Raw genomic sequence first — 19,003 nt, forward strand, 5'->3', positions numbered from 1 at the left:
TTTTTGGGCAAGTTAGTAAATCGCAAAATCGGTTTCTGCAACATTTGTTTACAACGTGTCCCAAATTGCAGGTATCCCGGCTGTACCCCTGGTAAGGATGGCAGAACTGTACCAAAAAAGTGAATTGCTCACATTTGATAGTGATTTTAGGATTTATAGGAAGAATCGGAATCAATTAATTTCTGTGATTATGCCAGAAGAACTGTGAGCCGAAAAGAGCTTTTATCAGCTTAAATAAGAATTACTTATGCTTTCACGAGGGAATCAGGCATACAGCCAGTGTGATTCATAAGCATTATTAAACCCTCGGCTTACTGTTCACGAAAAATTAGGGTAAAGGAGGTTTAGGCGAACAAAATTTCCAAAGTCAGCGTAAATAGCCTTTGAGAACGCTTCACCCCGTCCCGAACTACCCCGTGGATTAACTGCAACGACAACATAGCCGTGAGCTGCAAACATCTGCCAGTCAAACATAAACTGGTTTGTGTACTGATCGACTGGGCCACCATGAAGCTGAAGGAGTGTTGGGTATTTCTTTCCTGGTTGAAAATTTGGTGGTTTGACTAAGAAACCGTGGATTTCGGTACCATCTTTACTCTTGAAACTAATTTCTTCTGTGGTTCCTAATAGAAGTTGGACAAGCAATTCCTGGTTTTGGTGCGATATTGGACGCAGTTGAGTGCCTTTGAGGGTGAAAACCTCACTCGGTTCCTGTGGCATTGAGGATAACAAGGCAATCCTATCGTCACCCCCGAAGTCAAAGGCGCTGATATTTCTACGTCCAGCTAGCAATCGCTCTATCTTGCCGCCTGCTACTGGTACTTTTGCGAGGTGAACATTACCATCGTCTTCCAGCAAAAACAGAATTGATTTGCCATCAGATGTAAAGCGTGGCTTAACAACATTGCGATCAAGATTTGCGGTTAACAAACGTGGAGTACCTCCTTCCGTTGGAATAACCGCAAGATGGTAAACGGCGTACTCAAGTAGCTTTTGAGGGCCTCCTTGCAGGTAGGCTATTAACTTCCCATCTGGACTCCAAACAGGTCGGCTACCCCAGGAGGGATCGCAATTGGGACTTTCATTGGTAGTTATTTGACGTACTTTTGCTCCTGGTTGGGCAACGATAGTGTAGACATCCCAATTGTTATGGCGATGAAAATCAACACCACGCTTGCTGACAAAAGCAATCTTGTTCCCATCTGGAGACCATTCGGGCAAATATTCATTAAACTCACCTGGTGCCAGAATATCTGCTTTGTGAGTTGCTAAGTCAAACACATAGAGATGTTGGCGACTTTTTCCGAGATATCCTTTAAAGCCATCAATGACAATTGGCTGCGCGGTCTTTTGTCCGTTCCGAGTTTCTTGCGGTGGATCTTGGGCGATTACAGCTAGTCGTTTCCCATCGGGCGCCCAAACCAAATCAGAAACACCTCCTGGAAAATCTGAAATCTTTTCTGCTTCTCCATCGGTAAGGTTCAGCAGCCAAATTTGATTGCCTCCACTCTTGGACTGACTACTGGAGAGAAAAGTCAGGTACTTTCCATCGGGACTGAAACGAGGGGAACTTTCGCTATCTTTGCTGTTAGTTAATTTTCGGGTGCGGGAGCCATCCCACGAAGTCATATAAATATGGTTGTTGACAGAATCATTATTGATATCGGTACTCTCGACCGTATAAGCTATCCAGGCTCCATCGCGAGAAATTTGCGGTTCGCTGACTTGGTGGACAGCAGAGAGATCGTCTAGGGTAATCAGCCGCTTGGACGTTGCCTGAACGTTGAGATTCATATTGATCAAAGCAGCGATCACAACACAAGCTAATGCGAGTTCTCTCAACCTTTTCATTTTTGTTATAAAAATTAGCACTGATGCTTATCTTACATCTGTTAGTCACAATGGTTGGGGTTTTTTATACGTCCCCTCGAAAAGGGGGAATAGCAAAAACGAGGTTTGGCATTATTACCTTCAAATCCTTGTCAGCAAACTTTTTCCCACCAACGTGTCTCAGAAACTGTACTTTTTGAGACATACCAAAATCATGTCTCTTTTTATGTCTCAAAATACAATTCTCTCAAAGTCTAAGGAATAATGAGACGTTATCTTAGAAAATCTGCCGCTTCTCAGTCATAAAAATCCTAATCCTCCTTTTCGAGGGTTTGTACAAAAACCCCCATCTTCTATCATCCTTGTTAAATAAGGCTTTGAAGCTAGATTGTCACTTCCTCAGCACAATTACTCTATGATTTCTGTTTTGCATAATTCCCATATCAACGCCTTACCTCGTGTTTCTATGAGCCGCATTCCGATTTTTTCTAGCACCCGCTTTGAAGCTATATTATCTGCATCGCATCCAGCCGTAACTTTTTCTATACCTGGTTGACAAAGCGTCCAATCCATCATTGCTTTTGTAGCTTCAGACGCATAACCTTGCTGTCGATATGATGGAACTATGATATAGCCTATTTCCACTGAACCTGTGGGATCTGGGAGAATTTTGAGCATAAGGTAACCAATGAGTGTCTTTTCTGCTTTATGAATGATTAAACTTCCCCATCCCCATTCACTTTGTAACGGATTCTCGCACAGGATATCTGCAATTGTTGGCAAAGATTTACCAAATATTTCATTACGCCAGTTGGGTAAAACTGTAACCGCCAGAACTCTTGCTAATTCAGGATTCCCAATGATTGCTGCTTTTATTATTTCCTGCGTAAAGGGTACTAAATATAATGATTTAGTAACAATATTTTCCATGATTATGTACTTAAAAATCTGGGACACGAGAAATTGATTTTGAGATTGATTTTATATGAAAGGGGTGAAATGAGCAGTGATACCGAAAGTTACGCTAAGGACTTGATGAACCGCTTTCAATATTGCGATCGCCACGGATAAAGCTGTACCAATTGAAGTCTCTGAAAATTAAGAGCTTCAAACCCTTGGTGTGCCGTATTAAATAGCCGCACCAAATAGCCTATAGGTTAATTGGTACATCGAGAATTGTGAAAAATATCGATTTGCAGAATGCTTATCCAGTAAGGATTACAGCCTTAGCGTAAGTTTCTGTACGATTGCTCATTTAGCCCCAGCACCAGGAGATTAAGATCCGTGCTACCAAAAAAGGCATGACCATTAAGGAATATATGATTGCTCTAGTTGAGGAGGAGCTAAAAAGGTTAAACTTAACCTAATTCCAAAGTAGTAACACCAAAAACATTGTGCCAATCAATGTTAGGTGACTCTTCTTTGTACATTCGGACACATTCAAACATAGGGTTCATTTGATATTTTTCAAATAAGATAATAGCGGATTTATTAATATTAGGAACGTCCACATAAACAGGACTTCCTTCAGCATAAGTAACTAAGGCTAAAAATAACTTTTTTGCTATGTCTTCATTTTCCGCAAATAAAGGGGCAATTTTAAAGCCATCCGTCGCTTTTCTAATCACTCCATAACCTACCAAATCAGCATCGTTGATAATAGCGTAACCTTGCCCATGAGGTTGATTAATCCATGTCGAAAGAAAATGAGGACGATAACTAGGAAAATATCGCTGATCATAACGACAAAGTTGTTCAAAATCAATAGTTTTTAAATCCCTCACATCGGGCAAGATTTTTCCAGAAATTATCCCTTGATAACGGAGATGAGAATGAGCAGGTTTAAAACCAAATCTTTGATAATTATTAACTTGTTCTAAGACAGCATCTAAAGCAGCAGGTTGATTAGAAATTAACTTCAATGCTTCAAGCCATGTTTTTAAACCAAATCCTTTTTTTCGTTCTTCGGGTTTAACAATATAAATACCAATAAAATTAAATTTAGCACTATATCGCACTACAGAAATACAGCTAATAGGTTTCCCATTTAATTCTCCAATTAAAAACCCACCTGGATCGGCAATATAAAAATTATCAACATCATCAATACCCGGATTCCACCCCTCAAAAGCTGCCCAGCTTAAGACAATTTTTAGATCATCTTTGGTCATGGTACGAACTTGAAAATTATCTTCTGTAATAGTCATTTTTTTGCTCCTGTTTAAAATCTTGCAAGCGCAACAGCCCTCGTCATTCCATTGTTTTTACAAAACTAAACATACATATTTTTTTCGTGCCTACCTACTTAAAATAGCTTTTTTTGTGAGCTTTACCCCATTCTCATAGGTTGGCATAATTTATTTTCTGGAAGTCCCTAAAACTCCTAATCCTCCTTTTCGAGGGTTTGTACAAAAAACCTTTACACCATCATTCAAGAGCGATCGCTTTTTTCTAACTGAGGGTTTCAGTTTCATCAACGACAAATAGTCTACCTGCCTGACGAATAGCTTCGGGTTTGTGAATTTGCAGAAACCTTAACACTCCGATGCCCAGCAATAGCCAAATTAAGACGACAACTGGTGCTAAGTGAAGGGGTGCTGGTGGAGGGGGATAAAGAGTGCCAACTAGAACACCACTAATCGTAATTATCGAGAGCCAAGGTAGCAGAACATAACGCAACCAACCAAAGCGAATCGTAGAGTTTTGCTCCAACTGAGCGCGGCGTTTTGTCGAGAAATATCGAAAACACGCTAAACTAGTCAATCCATAGATCGCTAGGGCAGCGATCGTTAAAACTATACCCAGAAAGCCAAACGCCTGAATCGGTGTCCACAGTATTCCCAACCCCAACCCCACAAACGCAGAACTGCCACACAAACCGAGAATGGCATTTGTCGGTGTGCGATATGTGGGATGAATGTGCATCAACCAACGGGGAAATAGTTCTTCTCGACTTATGGTATAGACAATCCGAGCAGCAGCGTTGAGAAAGGCAACGGCAGAGGCATATCCAGCCATAATGCCGGCAAAATCAATCAATAAGGCAAACCCATTGCCCCAAACGTGACGCGCAATCGTATCGAAGGGGGCAGCATCTTGGGACAAGGCTGCCATGTTATGAATGCCATATCCCACCGTTGCCACATATGACATCAGTACATAGAACACGCCGACTAAAACTACGGTGATCACCGTCGCTTTCGGAATTGACTTTCGGGGGTTTTGAACTTCTTCACCCAACGTGGTTGCGGATTCAAACCCGACGAAACTGAGGATAGACAAAATGACACCGGCAATCAGGTTACTCTGCTGTGGTAATCCCGTCAGCGTGAAGGGTACGAGCGTCAGTTGTCCGGTTTTACCAGCTTGTATCAACACTATGAGCGCGAGCAACAGACAAACGCCGAGTTCAAACATCAATAGCGTCAGATCCAATTGCAGCGAGAAGCGAATGCCACGATAACACACTGCCCCGACGATCAAAGTGAACAAGCAATACCATAATGTCCAGTTTAGGTGTAAGCCGAACCAGTGCAGCAACAGCTCTTGAAAATTCGCACTCATTACTAGAAAGACAAAGGCAATAGCTACACCAAAGGAAATTAAACTCAACCAGCCAGCGAGAAAGCCCCAGCGCACTCCTAATCCTTGAGTCACAAAGGTATACAACGAGCCACTCGTGGGAAACTCCGCTGCAAGTATGCTGATTTGATCGGCAACCAGCAGAGCCACCCCAAAACCAATGATGTAACACAACGGCATCGCTGCACCGACGAGTCCCGCTTGGGGAATGGTATTAAAAAAGATGGCACCCACCGGAGACATCGCAGCGACTGCCATGACAACCGCATGGCGCAATTGCAGCGTATTGCGTTGCAGCTTTGGGGATTGGTTTGAAGAATTTGTAGCAGGTGTCATATCCAAGGGTGGTTTTTTGCTGATACTGCTTATCATCCATCAATAGAAAAATGAGCGCAACTTCTTGTTTGAATTCTGTGATTAGACGACACCAATCTCAAATAAGCATTGTTGTCGTGTACCACGGTATTTGACCTCGCTCCCGCACTATTTGATCGCTCTTGGTCAAAGGTGAAATGTAAGCACAGAGAAGCTTATAACGATGTAGTCTGCTATATTATCGGAAGTTTTTGGAGTGGTGCATAATCCATCTTTTTGGAAAAGAGTTTTCTGTCCAAAATTAGTTTTTGCAACACAATCGAAGCAGCTACCTCCAGCCTTGGACGATCGCAGCAATTCTCATTATGAGAATGATTATTCCTTACTGACTTAAAAAACTAAAGTGGAGATGGCATTTTCTTTTTGCTGCTCAGTCACACCCAAATATCGCTCCAGGGCAGCCAGACTGCGATGACCACTGATAGATTGAATGTGGCGCAGGGGTACACAGGCATCACTCATCCAGGTTAACGCCGTCCGCCGAAAGCTGTGAGAAGACATTCCATGCTCATCCAAATCCACCCGCCGCAGTGCCTCACGTAATATTCGGTCAGCACTGGCCTTATGGATATGCCCCAGCCCGTGACGACCGGGGAACAAATGCGGATTTCTGCCGGATAGCTCATTACTATACTCTGACAAAAATTCCTTGAGCTTGGGATGCACCTGAATTTCTCTGGTATCCTGCCCCCCCTTAGTGTTGTAGGCTCTGATAATCAGCTTGGGTCTAATGCCCCTTGTGCCAATGATATCGCCGCGCTGCAAAGTGCAGCTTTCATTGATTCGGGCAGCCGCATAAAGGCACACGCCAAACAAAGCGCGATCGCGGGGCTTAACAAGTCCCTCGCTAAATAGTAAGGTTATCTCTTGAGGGTTAAGGATTTCGGACTTGCCGAAGCGGTTTATTTTCATTGAAGATTGAAGATTGCAGATTGTTTTTGGAGATTGTAGAAGTCAGATTGAAGCAAGAGATTGATTAATTGGGGTTAGAAATTCGGGAATCTTTGGGTTTTGACCGTAAGGTTTTGAGAGAGGACACCAGCATTGATACAATTTCATTCGCTTCCTGCATCAAGTTCTGAAGCAATTTAGAGTCCACTAATTTCGCTTTTACAATCAGGGACTTCCAGTAAAGTGATTCATCGGCTTCCTCTAATGTAATATTGAGCTTGGTGATGAGTTCAGCCGTTGATTTGGCACGACTTGCTGCCCGATAATTGGCTCCTACTGACGTTCCTGAACGGAGTAATTGTTTGCCTATGACTTGTGAGGTTGTTTGGTCTTTTGGTAAGGCTTCAACTAAATTAATTACCCGTAGAGCATTCATATTGGGTTCTCTCCTTAAACTGTTCCTTATCCATAACTCTCTCAATCTGCAATCGGCAATCTCCAATCTTCAATCCTACATTGTCTAAGCGATTGATCTTCATAGGAATAATCTTACGCTCACTAAGGAAATAAAGATGTCCAAGATGTCCTTGCTGCTGTTGACTACGTTCAGGCACAAGGGATAGCCGATCCATCTCGGTTAGGAATCGGTGGATGGAGCTACGGTGGTATGTTAACAAACTATACTATCGCCCAAGATACCCGTTTCAAAGCTGCGGTAAGTGGAGCTAGTATTTCCAATTTTTTGGCAGCATACGGTAACGTGTTTTCTGACGTCGAGCCGGAACTGGGCGTACCGTGGAAAAACCTCAATGCTTGGCTACGAGTTTCCTTTCCGTTCCTGCACGCCGACCGAATTGTCACGCCAACACTATTTCTGAGTGGCGATCGGGATACTGTTGTTCCGTTGCATAACTCCGAGCAGATGTATGACGCACTCAAAATTTTAGGGGTTGAGACTCAATTGATTATTTATCCTGAGCAATCCCACGGTATTAGCAAGCCGAGTTACCAGCGCGATCGCCTACAACGCTATCTTACTTGGTATGATAAGTATGGGTTATGAGCATCATGGTATCCCCTTGCCGCAGTATTTGGGGCAGATATAGCGTAGCTGACACCAGGGGCAAGTAGTATAAAAACTCAGCTTGTAGTATACGATAACATAGCTAAAACCCTTATTCTTTCATTCCAACATTGTGGTAACTTTGGTTAATTGAAAGCGATAATGGTTTAAATATTTTCAGGTCTATCGATAGCTAAAGAGCATATACAGCAATGCTTCCAAACTTACTTTGCCCCTGGTGGTTAGCAGGCAAATCGTTCAATGGCAGCTTCAGCTACGATAACTCGACCTTGAAAGGCATTGGAGTTGAAGAGTTGGGAGTTACTCAGGGATTAAAGGCTTGTTTTAACTATCTTGGACGTAACTATAGCGAGAGTGATGATCGTGACTATCCTACGTTCCCGAAACTAGTTTTTGAGAATGGCAAAATCAAACAACTAGACTTTTGGTTACAACCAGAAAAGCGCGTTGTCTGGTGGAATTTACCTGGATGGGAAGTTAAGTATTCCCAGCGTCAAGCTTCTGCCCCTACCATTCTAAATTGCCAAAAACGCTAAAGCTATACCTACGGTGAGCTACGCTAATGCACTTTATTGGTAGTGCCAGCGTAGGCGCAGCCCGTCGTAGACACTGACTTTTCCCGTTAAGTCTTGAAAGGCTTGCTCACAAAGGATTTAGGAGACAGCATCGCAGATATGGTATAGTAATTGAAATTGGGTGCTAAAGGTGAAGAGCAATGCTGGACTGATAGTAGAAATCGCCCCAAGTATCATCATAAAAGCTCACTGCCTTATCATTAGTGTCAACCGAGTAAAATTTTACTTTTTTGCTTACGGCTCAGTAGCTTGCTTGCTCCTAGCGTAGCCCCAAATGCCAACACAGCTAGCGTCATTCTAGGTTCAGGAATAATAGTGCTGTCTTCAGTGAAAGCTAAAAAGCCAGCCCCATTTAATCCACCTCGACCGGCAGGGATAAAGGTGTCAATAAAAGCTCCTGTCTTGCCGTCGTAACGCAACACGTTGTTACTATTTAAGCCACTAACATAGAGGTTTCCATCAGGGCCGAAGACTGGCTTGAGAGGATCGTTAAGTCCCCCACTGCCAGCAGGAATAAAGGTGTCAATAAAAGCTCCTGTTTTTCCATTAAAGCGCGAAATATTGTTACTCACAAAATTAGCAACATATAGATTGCCATCTGCTCCAAAGGTCAAACCACCAGGTTCTGAACCTTTTGCCTCTGTAGCAAAAGTGTCAATAAAAGCTCCTGTTTGTCCGTTGTAGCGAAGAATATTATCCGTTAGAACACTACTGACGTAGAGGTTATTGTCTGAACCAAAGCTCAAACCAAAAGGTGCAGTGAGTCCGCCGCTACTTGAAGGAACAAAAGTATCAATAAAAGCTCCTGTTTGTCCGTTGTAGCGGAGAACACTATTACTAGTGCGGCTGTTAATACTGGTAACGTAGAGGTTGCCATCAGGCCCAAAAACTAAGTCTTCAGGTGCATCTAGTCCACCACTACCGGAAGGAACAAAGGTACTAATGAAATTCCCTGTTTTCCCGTCGTAACGTTGGATACTACCGTTCAAAATACTGCTTACATAAAGATTATTATCCGGCCCAATAGTTAAACCAGTTGTTCCCTGTAGTCCTCCACTACCAGAAGGAACGAATTCATCAATGAATTCTCCCGTTTTTTCTTCGTAGCGCAGGACGGAGTTATTGTTATAACTCCCGACTAAAAGGGCTGCGTTAGCTCTTGGGGCTATCCACCCTAGCAATGCGAAACTTATCAGTGGGACACCGATCTGACAAAAATTGAAAAACCTCATAATTTTGTTAGCTAACAGAACTATAATGACTTAGTATAGTTAATCATACATTCGTAACATTTCTGTTATTAATTCAAGTTGCTAGTTACGCAGATAAGCAATATTTCAAAATAGAGAATATAGATTTATTTTTGTCAATATGTCTATCAGTAGAAATAAATATACTAACAGAATATAGGACTCATATTTGATTTTTGAAAAAGGTTAAAGGGAAAAAAACCTTATATATTGAGCCTTCCAAAACTACGATATTGGCTTACAGCGCTTCCGGCTATTATGCAATACAGTTTTCCTCTTGCCCCTCTCCTATCATAGCTTTCAGCTTTGAGGATGTACCTCATAGCCGCCGGAAGTGCTGTAAGGGGGCAATACTTGGGTCATAGTGGCAGCATAGTGCAAAGGGTGAAATGAGCCGTGATACCCCTGACTGTCTTATTGTTATATCCTTTATTCCAAATAAGCAGAGAAAACTGGACAAAGGGAAAGACACAGACAAAATTCTGTCACTGGTGAGTGAGGAATTTTTGAGTGCTGAAGGCTACCGCAAAGCGAAATCTGAATAGCGATCGCTCATTTACAATCATAAAATTTGTCATGGTGCTTGTGCTTGGGGCGATAACAAACCAATGCGAGCTAAAATCTCGCTGCTCACTCGCTCTCCTGATTCCAGTGCCGATTCCATCCCACCAGATGCGATCGCAGTATGTTCGCCTGCAAAGTGAATTCGCTGCCAGGGTTTAGCCATTTTGTCTTGAAAGCGCCGGATTTGTCCGGGGCAAAGTGGGAATAAGCGCCCAGAGCATAGGGATCGCGTCCCCAAGAAACAACGTGCAGAATCTCGACATTTTCCTCTGTTCCAGGGCGAATTCGCGTCAGTTCCGAGGTAACATATTTGGTTAATGTGTCTGCACTCATGGCATCCAACTGTTTGGCATTAGTTCCAGTTGCCCAGGAGACTAAGCTTTGCACCCGCCCCTGCTTGTCTCGAACCGGCAACACACTTTCAAGTAGTGAGTCTGTCCACATCATCGGCGGATAGCCATCAGTTTCCCAGAATGGATGACCAACCTGAAAGCGAATCTGTGTCACTGCTGTGTAGGGCAATTCCTGCACCGCCTGTGCCTGTATCTTTGGTAATGGTGGGGTAATTTCTACCTGGCGCAGCACCGAAAACGGCAACGTCACCACCGCATAATCAGCATCGAATTTTGAACCATTTGAGCAGTAAACTTTTACACCTGTTGCCTGAGAACGAATCGACTCTACCACTTTGTTTAGCTGCACAGGAGACTTGAGAGAGGCTGCCATCTTTTCTGGCAAACGACTGTTACCACTCTGAATATGCATTGGGTGCTGGCTGCGAGTTTGGGCGCGCTGGTCATTCCGTAATGCCCATAGTGCAGAGGTAGTATTTATACTGTTGAATAGAGAAGCGGGATTAAAGTCGATTAATCGTAAAGCTTCATTTGAGGCACCTTGAGCGCGGAGATACTTGTCTAGGGGAATATCTATATCTGAATATTTCGACTTGATCCAAGCATTCGCATTTTCTAGGGGATTGTGTTTGCGGAGATAATGACTCAGCAATTCTTGGGGAAGCAGAGAGTGTTCGCTCTTTGCTAAGTGATTGGCGGCAGAAATAGCCCAGTCTTTGGGCAATACTGCTTGCCCTCTAATATACAGCAGCGATTCCTTGTCTAAGCCAAGGCTTGGCTCAGTTGGGACTTGCAAGCGTTCAGCCAGTGCTAACAAGCGTCGATATCTTTCGCTCAAAGCTTGTGCCCCTGCTTCTGGCTTACCGGGGATATCATCTAAAGTATGGACGCGACCACCGACGCGATCGCGTGCCTCTAAAACCGTCACAGACAAACCCTTGGCTTCTAACAACAACGCTGTATATAAGCCAGACAGACCCGCACCAAGAACCAGCACTGAAGTCGGCTTACTTGCCGCCACCACTTGCCCAGATGCCCGACCCATAACCAGTAATGCCAAGGCTGATTGGCTCACTCCCCATAAGAATTCGCGGCGATTCCAGCTTTTCAACATTATGTTCTTATTCCTTTAAAGTTTTGAGTGCCAACTTCCGGCAATGTCAAACGACAGCTACTTGCAGACTTTTAAAATCCTATAGTATAACCGCTGCTAACGTGCTCCACCTGTATAAGTAGCCTCATATTGTTTTTATGTCTGAGTTGTCAGTACTTGCAATAACTAAAATATCAGCATTATTACAGCCTGATTTAATATATCCTGTGATCAGTAAGGGTTATCGCAGTGATTTTTATTGAATACTTTTGGCTATTTTCAGAATTTTTAAGTAACTAAAATTGATTCTAAAAATAGATAAAAGCCTATTAAATAGCAAACCCGTTTAATCTAAATTAGTCTCAAATAATGGGTGTATTTTATGTGTGGCATAGTGGCCTTTTTTTCCAAAAAGGAAGCAATTTCCGAATCATCTTTGAGACTAGGTATTGATTGCTTGAAGCATCGAGGCCCAGATGGACAAAAATTTTGGATTTCTCCAGATAGACGTGTTGCATTAGGACATACACGACTTAGTATTATTGACCTTCAAAACGGAGATCAACCGATTGCCAACCAAGATGAAACTCTACATATCATTGCCAATGGAGAGTTTTATGACTTCGAGCGTATACAGCGTGATTTGAAACAATGGGGATATCAGCTAAAAACTAACTCAGATACTGAGATAGCCCTGCATCTATACAGCGAGTTTGGCACACAATGCCTACATCATCTGAGGGGTGAGTTTGCTTTTATCATTTGGGATGAACGTAATGATTTACTATTTGCAGCACGAGATCGTTTTGGCATCAAGCCTCTGTATTACAGTATTTATAACAATACTCTTTATCTAGCGTCTGAAGTCAAAGCTTTATTTGCTGCGGGTGTCCCAGGTTCTTGGGATCATGAATCTTTTTGGCAAGCTGAGTGCGGCATCTTCGCTCCAGACCGTACTATGTTTGCTAATGTTTACCAAGTACCACCAGGCTATTTTCTGTTGGCATCTCGTTCTGGAATACAACTGCATCGTTATTGGGATTTTGATTATCCGCTGATTAATGATTCCTTACCTCAGTACAAGGCAGAGGATTATATTGAACAACTTCGCCATACATTAGATGAAGCTATCCAATTGCGTTTGAGGGCTGATGTGCCAGTTGGCTTTTATCTCAGTGGTGGTCTTGATTCATCTACAGTTTTAGGGATGGCAGCACATCATAGTTCTTCTCCCATTCAGGCATTTACTCTTGCTTTTGACCATGAAGCTTATAACGAAGAACCACTTGCTCGTGAAATGGCAGCACATACTGGTGCTAATTTACAGACTATTCCTATTCGCCAATCGGACTTAGCTGAACATTTTGCCGATTCTATTTGGCATTGTGAAATGCTATGTAGTAACGCCAGCACAACTGCAAAATATCTGTTAAGTCAAGCGGCGCGAGATGCAGGTTATAAAGTTGTACTTACAGGTGAAGGTTCAGATGAAATATTTGGAGGCTATGCTCATTTCCGCCAAGATATGTTGCTCCAGAATCAACAAGGACAAGATGAGCAGACAGTAAAACTTTTGTTAGAAGAACTGAAGTTAAAAAATAAAGTTTCAGTAGGATTATTAGCTGAAAATATCTCAAGTCAAGCTTTAAATGGTGTTCAGCGTTTGTTAGGCTTTGCCCCTGCTTGGATGCAGGCTTCATCTGAGGGATATCTCAGGTCGGTTCCTTTATATTCACCAGACTTTCTTGCACAATTTTCACACAGGGATGTTTATCGGATGTTTTTTAATCAGATAGATGTACAAGAACAACTGAAGGGAAGGGAGCCTGTACACCAATCTCTCTATCTGTGGTCTAAAACTATCTTACCTAATTACCTTTTACGGATGTTAGGTGATGGTGTTGAAATGGCACATTCCATTGAAGGGCGGCTTCCTTTTTTGGATCACAAAGTTGTGGAATTAGTTTGCAATATGCCCGTTGCACTCAAGATTCGTGGATTGACTGAAAAATATGTACTAAGAGAAGCAGCAAAGCCGTTTATAACTGATACGATGTATAACCGCCAAAAGCATCCATTTTTAGCCCCACCTTCAACTTTCAAGCCAAATGAACCCCTACAGCAACTTGTCCAAGATACCCTGCGGAGTTCTTTGATGTCTTCTGTACCTTTCTATAATCATGCAGCAGTAATTAATTTGCTTGACCAATTACCAACAATGAATGAAAGCCAACGTATTTCCATCGATTTAGTTTTGATGAAAATGCTGAGTGCTTGTGTTCTTCAAGAAAGGTTTGGACTAACGTGAGTTGACCACCTTGCATAAGAGTGCATAATCAAGCCATATCACCCAAAATTGGTAATAACAATGACCATAGTAAATGATCCTACTGTTGTAGCTGAAGTAACTGATTTGTACCTCTTATATGAAGAAGCTCTTTGTAATAACAACTTGGAGATGATGGATAGCTTGTTTTGGGATACGCCAGAAGTAGCGCGGTTTGGGATCACAGAAAACCTTTATGGCGGCGATGAAATTCGTAACTTTCGTCAGAATCGGCCAAATCCGAAAATAGAGCGAAAAATCTCGAATCTCAAGGTTGTAACCTTTGGGAAAGATACAGCAATTGTGACTTTAGAATTTCGCCGGATTATCAATAGTGTAGAACGCTTTGGGCGACAGAGCCAAACTTGGTACAGGTTTCCCGAAGGATGGAAAGTAGTTTCAGCCCATGTTTCATTATTACCAGTATAGTTAAAACCCTAGACCTTTTTTTTGTTATATCTAGATGATTTATGCTCTTACCTATTCAATCCACTCTTCAACTTCTGAGCAGGTTAATTTCTGAGATGTAAAGTAACTCGCCGTTTTTTCGCCTTGCGGTAAAGGGGTGTGGTCAAAAGCAGTTGGTCGATGAGCGATCGCTTAGGTATTGAGCCGAGATGGACGTATTTATCAATTGAGAACAATTTGCAATAACTCTTGAGTGGCGCGACTCTCAACGGAGTAATGGGGCTTGTGGCGTAGTAGACTGTCCATAATAAATCGCGTAAACCGGACACTACCACCAATCATAAATGAGGTTGCCACCCCCAACTCGTCTACCTAACAAGCATTACAGGTCTAGAGAATACCTTACACCAAGTGAGGTACGATCTCTCCTCGATGCCGCACTAGAACGCAAAGCTCGTTATTCTCACCGTGATTATACACTGATGTTGCTCATGTTTCGCCACGGTCTGAGGGTAGGGGAAGCTGTAGGGGCTAAGTGCGGTTTAAGATGGGATGCACTGATGTGGGCCGAACGTCAGATTTTCATCACCAGGGAAAAGGGCAGTGACTCTGGGGTGCATCCCTTGAGAGACGATGAATTAGTTTTGCTCAAACAACTTAAAGAGATGTTGCCCGATAGCAAATATATTTTCGTTTCCGAGCGTGGTGAGGTGATGTCAACTGATGCGGTGCGAAAGCTGCTTGGGCGGCTGGCAGCACAGGCTGGGCTTGATATCAAAGTTCACTGTCACATGATGCGCCATGCTTGCGGCTACTATCTGGTGAATCAGGGTTACAACACTAGGGAAATCCAAGATTTCCTGGGACACCGCGATATCAAACACACTGAAAAATATACCAAGCTGAATGCTCGGCGGTTTCTAAATTTTGATTGGGGTGATTTGTGAAATAGACACTCATAGAGGTTAGTCACAAGCTTGTTACACCCTTTTTATCTAAAATTAGTATGTGCAAATTAATAACATATTTTTAATAAATTTTAAAGACCAGTAAATACTGGTCTTTTTTAGGATTAATCAACCGTTAATTGTAAATGTTTTTAGGTGTCAACCAGTCAGGAATTTTTACTTTTTTATCTACTTCTGCTTACCCAAATATTCCATAGATTTATATTTATCCCCGTATCAAAAATTGTCCTATAAATCTATCTAAGCCGCGACCTCTCAAGAAGGTTATGCAGTCGCTCCTCTCAATTACCTTGCTCTACCTGGACTTTGATAACCCCTGTTAAGAATGAACTAGGTTTTGGGAATACTAAACAAACTTAGTGCTTTTTAGGATGGTCTACTTTATGATGAATAGTTTAGCCATAATCAATCAAATAACTCATCTATTGCCTGACCAGGCAGAAAAAATAAAAGATTTTATTTCTGAAACGTTCAATTATGAGCCAAAAATTGGCATTCTTGGGAAGACAGGCGTAGGTAAATCTAGCCTCTGTAACGCTCTTTTTGGAAAAGACCTTGCACCTGTCAGTGATGTTGATAGTTGTACACGAGAAGCTCAGGAATATTCAGGACAAATTGGTTCAGGAAAAATCAAATTAGTTGATTTGCCTGGTGTAGGAGAGAATCAGAAGCGAGATTTAGAGTATAAGGATTTATATTTCAAAAAGTTACCAGAGTTAGATGTTGTTTTGTGGGTTTTAAAAGCTGATGATAAAGCTTTTAGTTCTGATGAAGAGTTTTATCACAAAATTATCAAACCTCATTTGGAACAAGGTAAACCCTTTATTATTGTGTTGAATCAGGTAGATAAAGTTGAACCTTATAGAGATTGGGACGCGAAAAAATGTAAGCCTGGAGAAAAACAACAAAAAAATATCGATGCTAAAATCGAGCTTGTTGCTAAAAACTTTGGTATTGATAAAAAAAATGTTATTCCAGTATCGTGTTACAAAGATGAAGAATATAATTTAATACATTTAGTCGAAACAATTACGTATACAATACCCAAAGAGAAAAAAGTAACTTTTGTAAATGCTGTAACAGATGAAAATCGTTCTGATGCAGCTAAGGAGGAAGCAAGAAAAGGTTTTTTTGAAGCATTAGGTGAAAAAATAGGAGATTTTTTGGGAGGGCTAGAGGGAAAAAATATAGGTCAAGCCATAGGTGCTATTGCTGATAAAACAGAATTAGTTAATAGAACTATTGAAATTGTTAACATTTTTGCCAAAAAGCTCTTTAGCTGGTGGTAAATACATAATCACAAAAGACTAATTAATAAATTTATTTGATTAGTTTCAGAAAAGCCCACTATGGTATTGAGCCTGTAGTTCTTGAAAGGCGAGAAAAAAAGCTTTCCAGTCAATGCCATCAGTAAAAAATAAGTCAACTGTGTTTAAAGCTTTTTGAATTACCTTGCTAAACTCCCCCGATACAAAGTCTCTGCCACTTGGACGGCGTTCTTGTTCGTTACTTTTCAAGTAAACATACTGACAATCTATGTCATTTAGCTTTGTAGCCGAGTCAGGGGGTGACTTCCTGGCTATTGATAATCTTCAGCCGTGCTTGGGTTTCGGCACGCTTTTCCGCAGCGAACCCTTCAAGATAAGCAACTGGGATATCAATAGCTGCGCTACAAAGCTGTGCAAATGCTTTGAAAGCGTTTCTTTTAATTGGAGTAGGAATCGATGAGCCTGTCATCAAATCAGTGACAGCATCTTGAGCAATTTCTATCAATCCTCGATTTGAATCTTCTTGTTCCATCGCAGTCAGACTTGTTAGCAATATAGTACATGATTAAAAACATATTTTGGCACAAGTGATTCTGCGTGTAGACGACTATCAGGCTTATCACGACATTTCTATACCACCACCGTCTACATGGCAGGAATTAAACCAGTAAGTGCGCTCGCCTACGCTGGAAAATGGTGTTTAAACGACATCGGAGCAAAAGTGCCGACTTTTTGGCATTCAGCCACCGATTAGCCTAATGCGCGATCGCAACTGAAAGATTGATGAATGCCCTTTCGTAGAGGTTTTAATGTGCGAACCCACAATTTCACGTTATGCGCGAACCGACAGAACGCATCTCTGCCAATAAAAAAATCAGGTTTTAATCTTCAATCCTGTAATTTTTAAAAAATATCGCCAAGAAATGTCATATGAGAATTTAAATTCTGATTTCTTATACGATTAGAAACATCAGCAAGATAAGCTTGTTTAACAATTTGACTTTCAAAATATTCAAAGTTATCATCTCCTGTAGCTTTTCTCATAGCTTCAACACAATCTTTGATAGAAGCTCCTTGAAAAAGTCGGTTATAGAAAGAAATATATGCAACTGCGGAATTTGACCAAGATACCTTTTCGTTATGGCCTACAGTAGTCCCAAATGAAGATTCTATTTGGTTGTTAAATTCCATTAAACAACTGTAAGCTCCAAAGCATGAAGAGAAACAAACAAGCAGTCCACCTTGCATTTCTCTATTTAATGGTATAAGTAATTGTCTTAGTTCGTTCCATGAAACAAGTTCTTCATTAGTCAGCCCTATACCTTGTTCGCAACCGTGTACACTAAAATGAATAATAGGAAAACGTTTTTTATCATGACAATCTTTCTTAAGACGAGAAGTGAGTGCTTCTTTGAACATTCTTTTGCTACACGTAAGACTATAAGTGGAAATAATTCCACACAGTTTTAAAGCTTCTGTCAATGCTTTTCCTTCTGTTCGTTCGTATAAAAGATCATCATCTCTTGGTGATTCAACAATGTAAACGAAGGGATTATAAGGATTTATAGTTTGAACCATTTTATAGTGACCATAAACTAGAACAACACTAATTAACATTCCTGCTGTTATTTGTCAATTTTTTTTAAACTCATTAAAAATAAAAAAGCTTAAGCACGACCTCGCAATAAAGCTACGCAGCCGAAGCTCTCAAAATCATTGATAAGTCTCGGCTGTGACAAATAAAAGTAAGAAATTCGGGACGGGATTTTCTTAATTTGGGGTTTTTAATACAGCACACTGTTTAACCCACGATTCTTTATCAAGTGCAGTAGCTTAAGAGATGCTCCACTAGGCCGCTTTTGTCCTATTTCCCATTTTTGAACTGTTGAAGGACTTATATTCAAAATACGTGCAAAAACAGCTTGACTGACTTGAGATGACTCCCGTATTTCTTTAATTTGTAATGGTTCTAGAGGCTCAATAGGAGGTAGGCATAAGTGTTCAAATTCGCGCAATGTAGTTTGATTCATTAGCCCAGCTTTGTGTAGGTCTTTTGCTGTCTCATGAACTGCTTCAAGAATTGCTGATTTTTTCTGACGCATCACAAATCACCTCTATTAACGCATTACTATTTTTTGCCTGCTCAAGCTCATCATGTGTATAAGCAAGTAATTGCTTGGATAACATTTTCAGAGCTTCTTCTTCATCTTTGTCAATGTTGCTGCGCTCGTTTTTTGAAAAGCCAAAAATAAAAAACCAACGATCTTCATTATTAGTAGCTATTAGTGTCCGAAATCCACCACTCTTACCCTTCCCAGTAGGGCGAACGCATCTAAATATTGAAGATTAATAATCAAGATTGAATTCCCAAACAATAGACCACACACGGCTTTCAGGAATTAGGTATCAAAGTAAATAAGAATGATAATCGTTATA

Annotated in this window: 19 protein-coding genes and 2 pseudogenes; 7 read left to right on the forward strand and 14 right to left on the reverse strand. The window is 41.4% G+C overall.

The window, feature by feature from the left end:
- Positions 1–318: 318 nt before the first annotated feature.
- The 6 genes from GTQ43_RS33650 to GTQ43_RS33675 all read right to left on the reverse strand — a co-directional run bounded on the left by GTQ43_RS33650 (position 319) and on the right by GTQ43_RS33675 (position 7,114).
- Positions 319–1,851, reverse strand: a complete 1,533-nt coding sequence (locus tag GTQ43_RS33650) for a S9 family peptidase (RefSeq protein WP_265277086.1) — start codon at positions 1,849–1,851, stop codon at positions 319–321.
- 387 nt (positions 1,852–2,238) lie between these two features.
- Complete coding sequence (locus tag GTQ43_RS33655) at positions 2,239–2,760, reverse strand: GNAT family N-acetyltransferase (RefSeq protein WP_265277087.1); 522 nt, start codon at positions 2,758–2,760, stop codon at positions 2,239–2,241.
- Between the two features lie 428 nt (positions 2,761–3,188).
- Positions 3,189–4,037, reverse strand: a complete 849-nt coding sequence (locus GTQ43_RS33660; RefSeq protein ID WP_265276943.1) for a GNAT family N-acetyltransferase — start codon at positions 4,035–4,037, stop codon at positions 3,189–3,191.
- A 244-nt stretch (positions 4,038–4,281) separates the two neighbouring features.
- Positions 4,282–5,748, reverse strand: coding sequence for an APC family permease (locus tag GTQ43_RS33665; RefSeq protein WP_265277088.1), 1,467 nt, complete (start codon positions 5,746–5,748; stop codon positions 4,282–4,284).
- Between the two features lie 369 nt (positions 5,749–6,117).
- Positions 6,118–6,699, reverse strand: coding sequence for a tyrosine-type recombinase/integrase (locus GTQ43_RS33670; protein WP_265277090.1), 582 nt, complete (start codon positions 6,697–6,699; stop codon positions 6,118–6,120).
- Positions 6,700–6,763: 64 nt separating this feature from the next.
- Complete coding sequence (locus GTQ43_RS33675; protein ID WP_265277091.1) at positions 6,764–7,114, reverse strand: four helix bundle protein; 351 nt, start codon at positions 7,112–7,114, stop codon at positions 6,764–6,766.
- Positions 7,115–7,252: 138 nt separating this feature from the next.
- On the opposite strand from GTQ43_RS33675, the pseudogene GTQ43_RS33680 reads away from it, so the two are divergent.
- A pseudogene (locus tag GTQ43_RS33680) lies at positions 7,253–7,741 on the forward strand (alpha/beta hydrolase family protein); the annotation flags it as partial.
- Between the two features lie 212 nt (positions 7,742–7,953).
- On the forward strand, positions 7,954–8,298 hold the full coding sequence (locus GTQ43_RS33685; RefSeq protein ID WP_265277092.1) for a hypothetical protein: 345 nt from the start codon (positions 7,954–7,956) through the stop codon (positions 8,296–8,298).
- 245 nt (positions 8,299–8,543) lie between these two features.
- Here GTQ43_RS33685 and GTQ43_RS33690 read toward each other — a convergent pair whose 3' ends face one another.
- Positions 8,544–9,518, reverse strand: coding sequence for an SMP-30/gluconolactonase/LRE family protein (locus GTQ43_RS33690; RefSeq protein WP_265277093.1), 975 nt, complete (start codon positions 9,516–9,518; stop codon positions 8,544–8,546).
- Between the two features lie 458 nt (positions 9,519–9,976).
- On the opposite strand from GTQ43_RS33690, the gene GTQ43_RS33695 reads away from it, so the two are divergent.
- Positions 9,977–10,132, forward strand: a complete 156-nt coding sequence (locus GTQ43_RS33695; RefSeq protein WP_265277094.1) for a hypothetical protein — start codon at positions 9,977–9,979, stop codon at positions 10,130–10,132.
- A gap of 29 nt (positions 10,133–10,161) precedes the next feature.
- Here the strand turns inward: GTQ43_RS33695 and GTQ43_RS33700 are convergent.
- A pseudogene (locus tag GTQ43_RS33700) lies at positions 10,162–11,618 on the reverse strand (flavin monoamine oxidase family protein).
- Positions 11,619–11,979: 361 nt separating this feature from the next.
- Here GTQ43_RS33700 and asnB point away from each other — a divergent pair.
- Complete coding sequence (gene asnB, locus GTQ43_RS33705) at positions 11,980–13,905, forward strand: asparagine synthase (glutamine-hydrolyzing) (RefSeq protein WP_265277096.1); 1,926 nt, start codon at positions 11,980–11,982, stop codon at positions 13,903–13,905.
- Positions 13,906–13,965: 60 nt separating this feature from the next.
- Positions 13,966–14,352 carry an oxalurate catabolism protein HpxZ gene (hpxZ, locus tag GTQ43_RS33710; RefSeq protein ID WP_265277097.1) on the forward strand — a complete coding sequence of 129 codons (387 nt, stop codon included), beginning with the start codon at positions 13,966–13,968 and terminating at the stop codon, positions 14,350–14,352.
- A gap of 83 nt (positions 14,353–14,435) precedes the next feature.
- On the opposite strand, the gene GTQ43_RS33715 is transcribed toward hpxZ, so the two are convergent.
- Positions 14,436–14,660 carry a hypothetical protein gene (locus GTQ43_RS33715; RefSeq protein ID WP_265277098.1) on the reverse strand — a complete coding sequence of 75 codons (225 nt, stop codon included), beginning with the start codon at positions 14,658–14,660 and terminating at the stop codon, positions 14,436–14,438.
- 15 nt (positions 14,661–14,675) lie between these two features.
- Here GTQ43_RS33715 and GTQ43_RS33720 point away from each other — a divergent pair, with 15 nt between their 5' ends.
- Positions 14,676–15,278, forward strand: coding sequence for a tyrosine-type recombinase/integrase (locus GTQ43_RS33720; RefSeq protein WP_265277099.1), 603 nt, complete (start codon positions 14,676–14,678; stop codon positions 15,276–15,278).
- Between the two features lie 404 nt (positions 15,279–15,682).
- Positions 15,683–16,588, forward strand: coding sequence for a GTPase family protein (locus GTQ43_RS33725; RefSeq protein WP_265277100.1), 906 nt, complete (start codon positions 15,683–15,685; stop codon positions 16,586–16,588).
- A gap of 45 nt (positions 16,589–16,633) precedes the next feature.
- Here GTQ43_RS33725 and GTQ43_RS33730 read toward each other — a convergent pair whose 3' ends face one another.
- The 5 genes from GTQ43_RS33730 to GTQ43_RS33750 form a co-directional block, all read right to left on the reverse strand.
- Entirely contained in the window at positions 16,634–16,816 is a 183-nt protein-coding gene (locus tag GTQ43_RS33730) for a hypothetical protein (protein WP_265277101.1), read from the reverse strand.
- 43 nt (positions 16,817–16,859) lie between these two features.
- Complete coding sequence (locus GTQ43_RS33735; RefSeq protein ID WP_265277102.1) at positions 16,860–17,099, reverse strand: hypothetical protein; 240 nt, start codon at positions 17,097–17,099, stop codon at positions 16,860–16,862.
- Positions 17,100–17,470: 371 nt separating this feature from the next.
- Positions 17,471–18,184: a hypothetical protein gene (locus GTQ43_RS33740; protein ID WP_265277103.1), complete on the reverse strand. Its 714-nt coding sequence runs from the start codon at positions 18,182–18,184 to the stop codon at positions 17,471–17,473.
- A 167-nt stretch (positions 18,185–18,351) separates the two neighbouring features.
- On the reverse strand, positions 18,352–18,669 hold the full coding sequence (locus GTQ43_RS33745) for a helix-turn-helix domain-containing protein (protein WP_265277104.1): 318 nt from the start codon (positions 18,667–18,669) through the stop codon (positions 18,352–18,354).
- Positions 18,641–18,907, reverse strand: a complete 267-nt coding sequence (locus tag GTQ43_RS33750) for a type II toxin-antitoxin system RelE/ParE family toxin (protein WP_265277202.1) — start codon at positions 18,905–18,907, stop codon at positions 18,641–18,643. Before GTQ43_RS33750 ends, GTQ43_RS33745 begins: the two co-directional genes overlap by 29 nt.
- Positions 18,908–19,003 lie beyond the last annotated feature (96 nt).

Source organism: Nostoc sp. KVJ3 (assembly GCF_026127265.1).
GTDB lineage: Bacteria > Cyanobacteriota > Cyanobacteriia > Cyanobacteriales > Nostocaceae > Nostoc.